Source organism: Erwinia pyrifoliae DSM 12163, from assembly GCF_000026985.1.
Lineage (GTDB): Bacteria > Pseudomonadota > Gammaproteobacteria > Enterobacterales > Enterobacteriaceae > Erwinia > Erwinia pyrifoliae.
Map to the genome: position 1 here is coordinate 2729867 of NC_017390.1, position 13642 is coordinate 2743508.

A 13642-nucleotide genomic window follows, 5' to 3' on the forward strand; every position below is an offset into this window, starting at 1 on the left:
CGGTTCCCCCTTTAGTTTTCATTTCGACGTATCAGTTCTATACTGACTCTCATTGCGCTTCAGCGTCGACCGATGTTCAGGGCCTTACAGCCACTAAGTGACGAGCAAAGTAACAGGACAAAATCCGCATGACTGACAACAACACCGCATTAAAGAAGGCCGGCCTGAAAGTCACGCTTCCCCGACTGAAAATTCTGGAAGTGCTTCAGGAACCCGAAGGCCATCACGTCAGTGCGGAAGATTTATACAAGCGCCTGATCGATATGGGCGAAGAGATTGGTCTGGCCACGGTTTACCGCGTACTGAACCAGTTCGACGACGCGGGGATCGTTACCCGCCACAACTTTGAAGGCGGAAAGTCCGTTTTCGAATTGACGCAGCAGCACCATCATGATCATCTGATCTGCCTGGACTGTGGCAAAGTGATTGAATTTAGCGACGAATCCATTGAATCCCGTCAGCGTGAAATTGCCACGCGTCACGGCATCAAACTGAGTAACCACAGCCTGTATCTCTATGGCCACTGTGCTCTGGGCGACTGCCGTGAAAATGAGACGCTCCACGACAAATAATTTGCACCTGATACCCTGAATACTGCGCGTTGCAGGAACGTGGCAACGCTCATGGCTTTAAGTCTGACGGGTAAGACGATGGAACGGTGGCCTCTGCGCCACCGTTTTTTTTGCCTGCTACTGAGTATATACCGGCAGCCAGCCACCGTAAGAGAGTATTGAAACCAGCGCATTCATGGCGCCGAACATCAGCACCAGCACCACAGGCAGTATCCCTCCCCTTACCCGCCATGCCGATGTCGCGAAGCGCTGCCGCGCCTGCCAGGCCAGCAGCGCCGGAGTGATCACCGCCCAGACGGTTGCCGCCAGACCGGCATAGCCGATTGCCAGCAGAAAACCATTTGGCCAGATCAGCGCAGCCGTTAAGGGCAGAATAAACGTCAGCACGGTGGTTTTCAGCCGCCCGATCGCCGAATTATCCAGCCTGAACAAGTCGGCAAGATAATCAAAGAAGCCCAGGCTGACACCGAGAAATGAACAGGCGACGGCGAAATTAGAGAAAATATCCAGCAGCAGATTCAGGTTACGGCTCTGTAACACCCCGGACAGGGCCGAGACCAGCACATCAATATTCCCTCCCTGCGCGGCGATCGCCTTAAATTCAGCACGCGGAATATTCCCCATCGTGCCAATAATCCAGACAAAATAGATAACCAACGCCAGCAGCGTACCGTAAACCAGACAGCGGCTGATGCGACCGCCATCTTTGCCATAAAAGCCAATCAGCCCGGCAATATTGCCGTGGTAACCAAAAGAGGCGAGGCAAAATGGCACTACTATCCACAAATAGCGCAGATAGTGACTGTCACCTGCGTTGCTGTCCAATAAATTGGCCGGCTGGATATGCCATAGCAGCCCGCCGAAGATCATCAGAAAAGTGACCACCTTCGCACCAAGAAAAATAAGCGTCATACGGCTCACCACCGCAGTCCCCAGCCAGATAAACAGCGCGACCAGCAGTGCGAATAGCAGCCCGGCCACGCGTGCCGATATCCCGACATTCAGTTGATTCAGACTGTGCTGAATAATTGCACCGCTGGCCGAGATATAGGCGTAGGTCAGAATACCCAACACAAAAATCACCGACAGGCCGTTGAACACATTCCAGCCGCGCCCCAGCAAATCGCGAGTGACGGTATTGAAACTGGCTCCGGCGGGATAGTGCAGGCTGGCTTCAAGATAGAGCAGCCCGGATAGCAGCATGCAAAACCAGGTGACGATCAGCATCATTGATGACCAGAGAAACCAGGCACCGGACATCACCACCGGCAGTGAGAACATGCCGGCACCAATAATGGTGCCGCCGATAATTAAGGTTCCCCACAGCGTGGAGGGTAGAGCAGCAGAAGCAGGTGCAGCCATAGCAGATCCTTAGCTAAAAACAGAATAAAACGCCCTCGCCGGGATATTCCACTGGCTAAACGGCATTAACGCCGCATAGTTTACCTGCAATCACACTATCGAACTAGTACAGTAATTAATTAACAACCATCGTTTCTTGTAAATAGCGCCAGCGCGGTGGATTGCGGGCGCAGTCAATCACCGCTAATGAAATACGAGCGGTGCAATTATCGCCCTGTTGCTGCAGCTCGTGATACTGGATTACCGCCTGCTGGTCAAACTGCGCAATAAGCTGGCACCGTTCAATGGTGATAACGACTCCCTTTCGTTCCCCGGCCAAACGCGCAAACAGCGCGGCAACCTCATCCAGAGGCAGCCTTTTCCCGGTGGGCGTCACCATAGTGAATTCTGGCGCAAAATGGCCAAGCAGCTGCGGGATTTTGCTGCCGTCGCCATTAAATACGTCGGCGATAATCTGATGCAGCACGATAACGCTGTTACTGGCTTGTTCAGTTAATTCGGACATGTTATGTCCTTACATCAGGAACGGTGAAAAACAACCGCAGCAATTAACGCGCAAACCGTCAGCAACGGTCGAAAAAAAAGGGCGACTCATCGCCCTTCTTATGCATAACACCCGGCTTATTCGCCGTTTTTAGCCCAGGTGTCACGCAGCCCAACGGTACGGTTAAACACCAGCTTAGCCGGGCTGGAATAAACGCTGTCGGCACAGAAATAGCCTTCGCGCTCGAACTGGTAAGGAGCAGACGCCTGCGCCTGCTGCATTCCCGGTTCAACAAAGCCCTGACGAATAACCAGTGAGTCCGGGTTAATGGTAGAGAGAAAATCCTCCTCCGCCGCCGGGTTGGGCACGCTGAACAGACGATCGTACAGGCGGAATTCGGCCGGCAACGCGTGCTCGGCTGAAACCCAGTGGATCACGCCCTTCACTTTGCGGCCATCGGCCGGGTCTTTGCTCAGAGTATCGATATCGCAAGAGCAGAACAGGCAGGTAATATTGCCCGCTTCATCCTTGGCGATGCGCTCGGCTTTAATCACGTAAGCATTACGTAAGCGCACCTCTTTACCCAGTACCAGACGCTTATAGTGCTTGTTTGCTTCTTCACGGAAGTCGGCGCGGTCAATGTAAATTTCGCGGCTGAAAGGCACTTCACGCGTGCCCATTTCGGGCCTGCCAGGATGATTAGGCATGCTGATCATCTCTTCATGATGAGCAGGCAGATTTTCAATCACCACTTTGACCGCATCCAGTACCGCCATGGCACGCGGTGCGTTTTCATTGAGGTCGTCACGAATGCAGCTTTCCAGCGCCGCCATCTCCACGATATTGTCCTGTTTGGTCACGCCAATGCGGCGGCAGAACTCACGCACAGATTCTGCGGTGTAACCACGACGGCGCAGACCGGAAACGGTGAGCATACGCGGATCGTCCCAGCCCTCAACCACCTTCTCAGACACCAGCAGGTTCAGCTTACGCTTGGACATGATGGCGTATTCAAGATTCAGGCGTGAAAACTCATACTGGCGCGGATGTACCGGAATAGTGATGTTGTCCAGCACCCAGTCGTACAAACGACGGTTATCCTGAAACTCCAGGGTACACAGCGAATGCGTAATGCCTTCCAGCGCATCGGATATGCAGTGGGTGAAGTCATACATCGGGTAGATGCACCACTTATTACCGGTCTGGTGGTGGTTGGCAAACTTGATACGGTAGATAACCGGATCGCGCAGCACGATAAAACTGGACGCCATATCGATTTTGGCGCGCAGACAGGCGGTGCCTTCGGCGAACTCACCGTTACGCATTTTCGCGAACAGCTCAAGGTTCTCTGCCACGCTGCGGTCGCGGTATGGGCTGTTTTTACCCGCTGATGTCAGGCTGCCACGGTATTCGCGGATCTGTTCGGGCGACAGTTCGTCGACATAAGCCAGGCCTTTACCGATCAGTTCAACGGCATAATGGTGCAATTGCTCGAAATAGTCAGATGAGTATCGTACTTCGCCGCTCCACTGGAAGCCGAGCCACTGCACATCACGTTTGATTGACTCAACGAATTCCAAGTCTTCTTTCACCGGGTTGGTGTCGTCGAAACGCAGATTACATAGCCCCTGATAGTCTTGTGCGATGCCAAAATTCAGGCAAATCGATTTCGCATGGCCAATGTGCAGATAGCCGTTAGGCTCAGGCGGAAAGCGGGTATGCACCTTGTTGTGCTTACCGTTCGCCAGGTCTTCATCGATAATCTGACGAATAAAGTTAGTTGGGCGGGCTTCAGCCTCACTCATCTTAATTTCCTCAATAATGCATGGCATAAATTAGCTATACCCAAAAATAATTCGAGTTGCAGAACAAAACGCTACGCCTTTTTGAACAGCACCGGTGCTGGCCCGGAAGGGGCAAAGCCCAGACTTGTGCCGGGTAACGCGGCAGACTCGTGGACCCCAATCAGCTTACCAGAGTAATTGATGCGGGTGAATGCGAGCAGCCAACGCAACTGCGCCTTGAAGTATGAAGGGTATATGAAATAACGGAGTATGATCCACAAAGCAGAGTGGTGAAACAACCGTTTGTTGCGCGAATGGCATAAAAAAGGCGGCGAGTCTCTCACCGCCCTGAAACAGTCGCCTTAGCCGCCTGGCTTAGCCGTTAATTTCGTATAACCGCGTTTCACCGGCAACGACGGTTTCACCCGCCAACAGCGTTAAACCGGCGAAATCTTCAATATTGCTGACCACTACCGGACTGACCATCGAGCGAGCATGTGCATTCAGGAAAGCAAGATCCATTTCCAGTATCGGTTGGCCGCCCACCACCTGTGCGCCCTCTTCAACCAGACGGGTAAAGCCTTTCCCCTCCAGCACGACGGTATCCAGCCCCATATGCACCACCACTTCCACCCCTTTTTCGGTTTCCAGGCAGAAAGCATGGTTAGTATTGAAGATTTTCACCAGCGTTCCGGCTGCCGGAGCAACAACGGTGCTGCTGGTTGGCTGGATAGCCAGCCCATCACCGACCGCTTTGCTGGCAAAGGCTTCATCGGGCACCTGTTCGATAGCCACGACAGTTCCGCTGACCGGAGCCACCAGCATGGCGACAATACCCTTGGCGCTATTCGGTACTGCCTGCGGCGCTGCAGGCGCAGTAACGGCACTGGTCGTCGCGGCCACCGGCCCCCTGGCGATCTGTTTCTTCATCTCTTCGGCAATCGATTCGGCTTTCGCGCCAACAATCACCTGAATCGTCTGCTTATTCAGTTTCACCACTCCTGAAGCCCCTAAACGTTTGCAGGCTGCATCGTCGACCAGTGCGGCATCTTTCACCGACAGACGCAGACGAGTGATGCAGGCATCAATTGCGTTCAGGTTATCTGAACCTCCTATCGCCCCGATATATTGACGCGAAAGCTGAGTCAGTCCTTCCTCTGTATTGCTGTTGGCACCCTGTTGCTCAACGGCATCTTCACGCCCCGGCGTTTTCAGGTTAAACATGCGGATAACCGCGCTAAACAGGACGAAGTAAACCACAAATGCAACGGCACCCATCACCAGCAGCAGCCAGACGTTATGGCTTGCCGCCGGCAGTTTGAACATTAATACATAGTCGATAGCGCCTGCCGAGAACGAGAAGCCGGCATGGATGCCCAGCGCGGTCGCCACAAACAGGCTGATACCGGTCAACAGGGCATGGATCAGATACAGCACCGGAGCCAGGAACATAAACAGGAATTCCAGCGGTTCGGTCACCCCGGTCAGAAATGCGGTCACCGCAACGGAAAGCAGCATCCCGCCCACCATCGGACGTCGCGCCTTTGGTGCCGCCAGATACATCGCCAGCGCCGCCCCCGGCAGGCCGAACATCATGATTGGGAAGAAGCCGGACATAAACATCCCCGCCGTGCCGTCACCGGCATAGAAGCGGTGGATATCACCGTGAACCACCGCACCGGCAGCACTGGTGAATTCCCCAATCTGGAACCACGCAATGGTATTCAGCACCTGATGCAGGCCGGTAGGGATCAGAAGACGGTTAACCAGCCCAAAAATACCGGCACCGAGCGCGCCTTCAGAGACTATCCACTCTCCGCCGGCATGAATAACAGCCTGCACCGGAGGCCATACGTAGCCAAATACCGCTGCCAGCACCAGACAAAAGAAGCCGGTGGCAATGGGAACAAAGCGTTTCCCGCCAAAGAAGCTGAGAAAGTCAGGCAGCTTGATATCGGCCCAGCGATTATAAGTCATACCGGCAATCAGCCCGGTAACGATCCCTGCCAGAACGCCCATATTCACCGTAGGGCTAATGGTCACCATAGCTTTCGTCATGATGAAGTAGCCCACTGCACCCGCCAGCGCGGCTGCTCCGGCGTTATCTTTAGACCAGGTTGACGCCACCCCAACAGCAAAGATAAGCGGGAGATTGTCGAAAATGGCTCCGCCGCCCTGAGCAATAAATGGCATATTAAGTAAGTCAGGCTGACCAAAACGCAACATCAGCGCGGCCACTGGCAGCACGGCTATCGGCAGCTGTAATGACCGTCCTAATCGTTGAAAGAATCCTAGTATATTCACCTTTTACCCCGCAAAGTCCCCTTCAATAAGGCGACAAAAATCTGTGTAACTCACCGTCTGTGCAAAATCAGTTTAAATCAAAAAATTCTTAGGGCGAGTGTAAAAACAATAAATTTGCATAGCAAATTAACCCACCATATATGTGATTAAAGTCACCTGAATTAAACAATGTCACCTGCGTAACACTGGTAAATAAGGCTAACTTATTTTATGATCCAAAAAAAATCAAACAGACGATCGCTCCTCTCTTGTTACGGCTATAACGTTACGCTTATCTAACGATAGTCAGGGCGCGGTTTTAACCCCTTACCACTCTCTAAATACGAGGTGCAGCATGAGACTTATTCCTCTGTCAACACCAGGACAGGTCGGCAAATGGGCAGCACGACATATTGTTAACCGCATCAATGCGTTCAACCCCACGGCCGACCGTCCATTCGTGCTGGGGCTACCCACCGGAGGCACGCCCCTGGAAGCCTACAAGCATCTTATTTATATGCATAAATCGGGCCAGGTTAGCTTTAAGCATGTAGTGACTTTCAACATGGACGAATATGTCGGGCTGCCGCAGGAGCATCCGGAAAGTTATCATAGCTTTATGCATCGCAACTTTTTTTATCATGTTGATATTTCAGGTGAAAATATCAATCTTCTCAATGGCAATGCGCCAGATATTGACGCAGAATGTCGCCGGTATGAAGAGAAGATTCGTTCCTACGGCAAAATACACCTGTTTATGGGCGGGGTCGGCAATGATGGCCATATTGCCTTTAACGAACCGGCCTCATCGCTGGCTTCGCGCACGCGCATTAAAACGCTGACTCACGATACACGCATCGCTAATTCGCGCTTCTTTGCTGGCGATGTCAACCAGGTGCCTAAATATGCCCTCACCGTGGGCGTTGGTACTCTGCTGGATGCCGAAGAAGTGATGATTTTGGTTACCGGTCATCTGAAAGCGCTGGCGCTTCAGGCTGCGGTAGAGGGCAATGTGAATCATATGTGGACAATCAGCTGTTTGCAGCTGCATGCCAGGGCCGTCGTGGTCTGCGACGAACCGGCCACTATGGAGCTGAAGATGAAAACCGTGAAGTACTTCAGCGAAATGGAAGCAGAAAATATTAAAGATCTGTAATTGCTCGCCAATTTGAGCGATATAGCAGATCTGTTCCTGCCGCAACAGGCCACCGTCGGGCAGGAAAGGATATGAGTGGAGTCAGGAGAATAATTATGTACGCTTTAACCCAGGGTCGCATTTTTACCGGTCATCACATCCTCGAGCGGCATGCGGTAGTGATTGCTAATGGCCTGATCGAACGTATTTGTCCACAGGATTCTCTACCGGCCGGTATTGAGACTCGTGAAGTGGGTAATGCGATTATTGCCCCTGGCTTTATTGATTTACAGCTTAATGGCTGTGGCGGCGTTCAGTTCAACGACGATATGGCAGCAATCAGCGTTGAAACGCTGAAGATCATGCAAAAAGCCAACGAGAAATCTGGCTGCACCAGCTTCCTGCCGACGCTGATCACCAGTAGTGATGAATTAATCAAGCGGGCAGTAGAGGTGATGCGCTCATGGCTGGCGCAGAATGCCAATCAGGCGCTGGGCCTGCATCTGGAAGGGCCTTGGCTCAATCCGTTAAAGAAAGGTACCCATAACCCGGATCTGATCCGCGCTCCCAGCCAGCAGCTGGTGGATTTCCTTTGTGCCAATGCCGATGTGATAAGCAAAATTACCCTTGCGCCCGAGAAAGTCGACGCCGCCGTCATACGTCAGTTACATGATGCAGGGATCGTCATCTCGGCAGGCCACACAAACGGCACCTACGAGGAAGCCTTGAGCGGAATGGCGGCCGGCGTCACTTTTTCTACGCATCTTTATAATGCCATGCCAACCACCAGCGGTCGTGCGCCCGGTCTGATCGGCGCACTGTTTGATTCGCCCGACGTTTGGTGTGGCATCATCGCGGATGGATTGCACGTCCATTACGCCAATATTCGTAATGCTAAACGCATCAAAGGCGACAAGCTGATACTGGTAACCGATGCCACCGCACCCGCCGGTGCATCTATTGATCGGTTCATTTTTGCCGGCAAAACAATATACTATCGGAACGGGCTATGCGTTGACGAAAACGGCACTCTCAGCGGTTCTGCACTGACAATGATTGAAGCTGTGGCTAACAGCGTCGAACATGTTGGCATCCCCCTTGATGAAGCCGTCCGCATGGCCACATTATACCCGGCACGAGCAATTGGAGTGGATAAAACATTGGGGTCTATTGAAGCCGGAAAAGTGGCTAATATTACCGTGTTCACCCGCGACTACAAAATCACCCGGACCATCGTTAATGGTAACGAGGTCTTAAGCGAGTAGATATTTAATGACCACCGGCGGCCAGGCTCAAATTGGAAATGTTGATCTTGTTAAACAGCTTAACAGCGCGGCCGTATATCGGCTTATTGACCAGCAAGGCCCTATTTCACGGATTCAAATCTCTGAACTTAGCCAGCTTGCGCCTGCCAGCGTCACCAAAATCACCCGCCAACTTATCGAACGCGGGCTGATCCGTGAGGTTGCTCAGCAGGCTTCTACCGGAGGGCGGCGGGCAATCTCCATTATCAGCGAAACGCGCGGTTTTAATACCGTCGGAGTGCGTCTTGGGCGTAATGATGCTACGGTCACGCTGTTTGATCTCAGCGGTAAATCGCTGGCTGAAGCGCTTTACCCCCTGCCGCAGCGCACCCAGGAAACCCTTGAATATGCGCTGTTTAAAGCGATTACCGACTTTTGCGCACTGCATCAGCGTAAGCTGCTCGAACTGATTGCTATCTCGGTGACGTTGCCGGGTCTGGTAGATCCAATTAACGGCATCATTCGCTATATGCCGCATATTAGCGTCGAACACTGGCCGCTGGTAGCCCATCTGGAAAAACGTTTTCGCGTGGCAAGTTTCGTCGGTCACGATATCCGTAGCCTGGCTCTGGCCGAGCACTATTTTGGTGCATCGCGCGACTGCGCAGACTCGATTTTGGTGCGCGTCCACCGTGGAACCGGTGCCGGTATCATCGCCAATGGCCATATCTTCCTCGGCAGTAACGGTAATGTGGGTGAGATCGGCCATATTCAGGTTGACCCGTTAGGCGAACGCTGCCACTGCGGTAATTTTGGCTGTCTTGAAACCATTGCCGCTAATAACGCCATTGAAAACCGCGTGCGCCATCTTCTGACTCAAGGTTACCCGTCCAGTCTTACTCTGGATCAATGCCAGATTCAGTCCATCTGCCGGGCGGCTAACCGTGGGGATGCACTGGCCAGCGAAGTGGTTGAGTATGTTGGCCGCCATCTCGGCAAAGCGATTGCCATTGCCATCAACCTTTTCAACCCGCAAAAAGTAGTGATTGCCGGTGACCTCATCGCAGCAGATAAAGTGCTGCTCCCGGCCATTGAAGGCTGCATTAATACCCAGGCACTGAAAGCCTTTCGCAAAAACCTTCCGGTGGTACGTTCAGAGATTGATCACCGCTCGGCCATCGGCGCTTTTGCCCTGGCCAAACGGGCAATGCTGAACGGTGTTCTGCTGCAACGCCTGTTGGAAGGCCATTTAACGGATGAACGCTGAACATATGACCATTAAGAATATAATCTGCGATATAGACGGCGTGCTGATGCACGATAATACGGCTGTACCCGGCGCACGCGAGTTTTTACAGCGCATTTTGGGCAATGATATGCCGCTGGTGGTGCTGACTAACTACCCTTCGCAAACCGCGATGGATCTTGCCAACCGTTTTGCCGCCGCCGGCATTGAACTTCCTGACAGCGTGTTCTATACCTCCGCGATGGCAACCGCCGACTTTCTCACGCGCCAGGAAGGCAAAAAAGCGTTTGTCATCGGTGAGGGGGCGCTGATCCACGAGCTATACAAAGCCGGATTTACCATTACCGATATCAATCCTGATTTCGTCATCGTCGGCGAAACGCGATCCTTCAACTGGGATATGATGCACAAGGCCGCCTGGTTTGTCGCCAACGGGGCGCGCTTTATCGCCACCAATCCCGACAGTCACGGCCACGGTTTCTCCCCGGCCTGCGGCGCCCTGTGCGCCGGCATTGAAAAAATTTCCGGCCGCCAGCCATTTTACGTCGGCAAGCCCAGCCCGTGGATAATGCGTGCCGCCCTCAATAAGATGCAGGCTCACTCTGAAGAAACGGTCATCGTCGGCGATAACCTGCGTACTGATATCCTGGCCGGGTTCCAGGCCGGGCTGGAAACGGTGCTGGTGCTGTCTGGCGTTTCCACCCTCAGCGATATTGATGCCATGCCTTATCGCCCAACCTGGGTTTACCCTTCTGTTGCTGATATCGATATTTTCTAGCCCCTGGCCGGTTCGCCGGGCATCGCAACCTGCCCTGCGTACAGATTTCATCCACAACCGCCCTGTAATTGACGATTAATCAATAAAACCCCCTTAAAATTGCATATCCGTTATCTATTCAGCCCGGTCAATGGGCTATTTTTTATCAAATAGCTAAATTACTTGCATCACCTGCCGTCTTAACGCATGTTCATAGTCATGACGCGATCGCTGTCGCTTAACCCCGATATCTTCACCGCAAGCTAAGTCGTAAGGGAGCTGTATATGTGTTCTATTTTTGGTGTACTCGATCTGAAAAGCGATCCTGCTGAACTTCGTAAGAAAGCCCTTGAGATGTCGCGCCTGATGCGCCATCGCGGCCCGGACTGGTCCGGTGTTTATGCTGACGAGCACGCGATCCTTGCCCACGAACGACTGTCTATCGTCGACATTAACAACGGCGCACAGCCGCTTTATAACGCAGCGCATACCCACGTTCTCGCGGTGAACGGTGAAATTTATAACCATCAGGCTCTGCGCGCTGAATTAAGCGACCGCTACGCGTTCCAGACGCATTCTGACTGTGAAGTTATTCTGGCGCTGTACCAGGAAAAAGGCATCGAATTCCTTGATGATCTCCAGGGAATGTTCGCCTTTATCCTGTATGACAGCGTGAAAAACACCTACCTGATTGGCCGCGACCCTATCGGCATCATCCCGCTTTATATGGGCAATGACGAGCACGGTAACCTGTTTGTGGCTTCAGAAATGAAGGCGCTGGTGCCGGTTTGCCGCAGCATTAAAGAATTCCCGGCCGGCAGCTACCTGTCCAGCACCGACGGTGAGATCCGCCGCTACTGGCAGCGTGACTGGTTTGACTACTCTGCTGTCGAACAGAACACCACGGACGCTCACGCGCTGAAAAATGCACTGGAAGAGTCAGTCAAAAGCCACCTGATGTCAGATGTTCCATATGGCGTTCTACTGTCAGGCGGGCTGGATTCTTCTATTATCTCCGCGATCGCTAAACGTTATGCGGCAAAGCGGGTAGAAGATGAAGATAAAAGCGAAGCCTGGTGGCCACAGCTGCATTCATTCGCCGTGGGCCTGGAAGGATCGCCGGACCTGAAAGCCGCAAAAGCGGTGGCAGAACATCTGGGTACGGTACATCACGAAATTCATTTCACCGTACAGGAGGGACTGGATGCCATCCGTGATGTGATTTACCACATTGAAACCTATGATGTGACCACCATTCGCGCCTCCACGCCGATGTATTTAATGTCACGCAAAATCAAGGCGATGGGTATCAAGATGGTTTTGTCTGGCGAAGGTGCTGACGAAGTCTTTGGTGGCTATCTCTATTTCCACAAGGCGCCGAACGCCCGTGAATTCCATGAAGAGAACGTGCGCAAGCTTCACGCCCTGCATATGTTTGACTGCGCGCGCGCTAACAAAGCGATGTCTGCCTGGGGTGTTGAAGCACGCGTACCCTTTCTTGATAAAAAATTCCTGGATGTGGCAATGCGTATCAACCCACAGGACAAACTGTGTGGCAGCAATGGCAAAATGGAAAAACACATCCTGCGTGAGTGTTTCGCCTCTTACTTGCCAGAAAGCGTGGCCTGGCGTCAGAAAGAGCAATTCTCTGACGGCGTTGGTTACAGCTGGATAGATACCCTGAAAGAAATGGCCGCCGCACAGGTTAGCGACCAACAGCTGGAGACGGCGCACTTCCGTTTCCCTTTCAACACGCCAACATCGAAAGAAGCGTATCTGTACCGCGCAATCTTCGCAGAACTGTTCCCGCTCCCCAGCGCAGCAGAATGCGTACCGGGCGGCCCGTCAGTCGCCTGTTCTTCGGCGAAAGCCATTGAATGGGACGCAGCGTTCAAAAACATGGACGACCCGTCAGGACGTGCTGTAGGCGTGCACCAGTCCGCTTATTAATAGATGACGGATGAGTCAACTGAAACGGGCTTCGCTGCCCGTTTTTATTCCCTGTTGCGTTGACCAGCCCCGGAATCCGTTGCTTTTATCATCATGATGGTTATAAGGCAGTCAAACGGAACGAATGTGGTTAAAAACGGTAAAAAACTAGTTGACGCATTTAGGCCAACTTAGCATAATGCGCCCCGCAACGCCGATGAAGGTGGCGCAAAAAAGAAGGCTACTTAGCTCAGCTGGTTAGAGCACAGCACTCATAATGCTGGGGTCACAGGTTCGATTCCCGTAGTAGCCACCATCTTTTTTTTTGCGCGGGAGTGGCGAAATTGGTAGACGCACCAGATTTAGGTTCTGGCGCCGCAAGGTGTGCGAGTTCAAGTCTCGCCTCCCGCACCATTTCAAAAGCTTGCACGGATGGGGTATCGCCAAGCGGTAAGGCACCGGCTTTTGATGCCGGCATTCCCTGGTTCGAATCCAGGTACCCCAGCCATTTTTTAGAACAACATGTAGTAAGCAGTAAAATTCAGGCTACTTAGCTCAGCTGGTTAGAGCACAGCACTCATAATGCTGGGGTCACAGGTTCGATTCCCGTAGTAGCCACCAATTTTATTGGGGTGTCGCCAAGTGGTAAGGCTCTGGTTTCTGATACCAGCATTCCGGGGTTCGAATCCCTGCACCCCAGCCACATTAAGACGGCTGGTTTTACGAGTCGCATAGAAAAAGACGCCTGGTCCACCAGTCGCATAAAAAATTGGGGTGTCGCCAAGTGGTAAGGCTCTGGTTTCTGATACCAGCATTCCGGGGTTCGAATCCCTGCACCCCAGCCAA

10 protein-coding genes and 6 tRNA genes are annotated in these 13642 nt (G+C 52.7%); 12 read left to right on the forward strand and 4 right to left on the reverse strand.

Annotated elements, in window-relative coordinates; all coding sequences use genetic code 11:
* Positions 1 to 128 precede the first annotated feature (128 nt).
* Entirely contained in the window at positions 129 to 572 is a 444-nt protein-coding gene (gene fur / locus EPYR_RS12355) for a ferric iron uptake transcriptional regulator (RefSeq protein ID WP_012668735.1), read from the forward strand.
* Between the two features lie 117 nt (positions 573 to 689).
* On the opposite strand, the gene mtr is transcribed toward fur, so the two are convergent.
* The 4 genes from mtr to nagE all read right to left on the reverse strand — a co-directional run bounded on the left by mtr (position 690) and on the right by nagE (position 6506).
* Positions 690 to 1934, reverse strand: a complete 1245-nt coding sequence (mtr, locus tag EPYR_RS12360; RefSeq protein ID WP_012668736.1) for a tryptophan permease — start codon at positions 1932 to 1934, stop codon at positions 690 to 692.
* Between the two features lie 115 nt (positions 1935 to 2049).
* Entirely contained in the window at positions 2050 to 2439 is a 390-nt protein-coding gene (locus EPYR_RS12365; protein WP_012668737.1) for a hypothetical protein, read from the reverse strand.
* A gap of 116 nt (positions 2440 to 2555) precedes the next feature.
* A complete protein-coding gene (gene glnS / locus EPYR_RS12370; RefSeq protein WP_012668738.1) occupies positions 2556 to 4223 on the reverse strand; it encodes a glutamine--tRNA ligase in 1668 nt (555 codons plus the stop codon).
* Between the two features lie 354 nt (positions 4224 to 4577).
* Positions 4578 to 6506, reverse strand: a complete 1929-nt coding sequence (gene nagE / locus EPYR_RS12375; protein WP_014539214.1) for a PTS N-acetyl glucosamine transporter subunit IIABC — start codon at positions 6504 to 6506, stop codon at positions 4578 to 4580.
* 334 nt (positions 6507 to 6840) lie between these two features.
* On the opposite strand from nagE, the gene nagB reads away from it, so the two are divergent.
* The 11 genes from nagB (at position 6841) to EPYR_RS12430 (ending at position 13641) form a co-directional block, all read left to right on the forward strand.
* Positions 6841 to 7641: a glucosamine-6-phosphate deaminase gene (gene nagB, locus EPYR_RS12380; RefSeq protein WP_012668740.1), complete on the forward strand. Its 801-nt coding sequence runs from the start codon at positions 6841 to 6843 to the stop codon at positions 7639 to 7641.
* A gap of 95 nt (positions 7642 to 7736) precedes the next feature.
* Complete coding sequence (nagA, locus tag EPYR_RS12385) at positions 7737 to 8885, forward strand: N-acetylglucosamine-6-phosphate deacetylase (protein ID WP_012668741.1); 1149 nt, start codon at positions 7737 to 7739, stop codon at positions 8883 to 8885.
* Between the two features lie 7 nt (positions 8886 to 8892).
* On the forward strand, positions 8893 to 10131 hold the full coding sequence (gene nagC, locus EPYR_RS12390) for a DNA-binding transcriptional regulator NagC (RefSeq protein WP_012668742.1): 1239 nt from the start codon (positions 8893 to 8895) through the stop codon (positions 10129 to 10131).
* Between the two features lie 4 nt (positions 10132 to 10135).
* Positions 10136 to 10888 (forward strand): HAD-IIA family hydrolase, encoded by a 753-nt coding sequence (locus EPYR_RS12395; protein ID WP_012668743.1) that lies wholly within the window; start codon positions 10136 to 10138, stop codon positions 10886 to 10888.
* A 264-nt stretch (positions 10889 to 11152) separates the two neighbouring features.
* Entirely contained in the window at positions 11153 to 12817 is a 1665-nt protein-coding gene (gene asnB, locus EPYR_RS12400) for an asparagine synthase B (RefSeq protein WP_012668744.1), read from the forward strand.
* Positions 12818 to 13035: 218 nt separating this feature from the next.
* Positions 13036 to 13112 (forward strand) — tRNA-Met (locus tag EPYR_RS12405).
* 13 nt (positions 13113 to 13125) lie between these two features.
* Positions 13126 to 13210 (forward strand) — tRNA-Leu (locus tag EPYR_RS12410).
* Between the two features lie 19 nt (positions 13211 to 13229).
* Positions 13230 to 13304, forward strand: a tRNA-Gln gene (locus tag EPYR_RS12415).
* Positions 13305 to 13340: 36 nt separating this feature from the next.
* Positions 13341 to 13417: transfer RNA gene (locus EPYR_RS12420), tRNA-Met, on the forward strand.
* A 7-nt stretch (positions 13418 to 13424) separates the two neighbouring features.
* Positions 13425 to 13499, forward strand: a tRNA-Gln gene (locus EPYR_RS12425).
* A 67-nt stretch (positions 13500 to 13566) separates the two neighbouring features.
* Positions 13567 to 13641, forward strand: a tRNA-Gln gene (locus EPYR_RS12430).
* Position 13642: the final 1 nt, after the last annotated feature.

What these genes read in the sequence shown, in the direction of transcription:
- fur (WP_012668735.1), top strand. Translation starts at nt 129, where the DNA reads ATGACTGACAACAACACCGCATTAAAGAAGGCCGGCCTGAAAGTCACG.
- mtr (WP_012668736.1), bottom strand. Translation starts at nt 1,934, where the DNA reads ATGGCTGCACCTGCTTCTGCTGCTCTACCCTCCACGCTGTGGGGAACC.
- EPYR_RS12365 (WP_012668737.1), bottom strand. Translation starts at nt 2,439, where the DNA reads ATGTCCGAATTAACTGAACAAGCCAGTAACAGCGTTATCGTGCTGCAT.
- glnS (WP_012668738.1), bottom strand. Translation starts at nt 4,223, where the DNA reads ATGAGTGAGGCTGAAGCCCGCCCAACTAACTTTATTCGTCAGATTATC.
- nagB (WP_012668740.1), top strand. Translation starts at nt 6,841, where the DNA reads ATGAGACTTATTCCTCTGTCAACACCAGGACAGGTCGGCAAATGGGCA.
- nagA (WP_012668741.1), top strand. Translation starts at nt 7,737, where the DNA reads ATGTACGCTTTAACCCAGGGTCGCATTTTTACCGGTCATCACATCCTC.
- nagC (WP_012668742.1), top strand. Translation starts at nt 8,893, where the DNA reads ATGACCACCGGCGGCCAGGCTCAAATTGGAAATGTTGATCTTGTTAAA.
- EPYR_RS12395 (WP_012668743.1), top strand. Translation starts at nt 10,136, where the DNA reads ATGACCATTAAGAATATAATCTGCGATATAGACGGCGTGCTGATGCAC.
- asnB (WP_012668744.1), top strand. Translation starts at nt 11,153, where the DNA reads ATGTGTTCTATTTTTGGTGTACTCGATCTGAAAAGCGATCCTGCTGAA.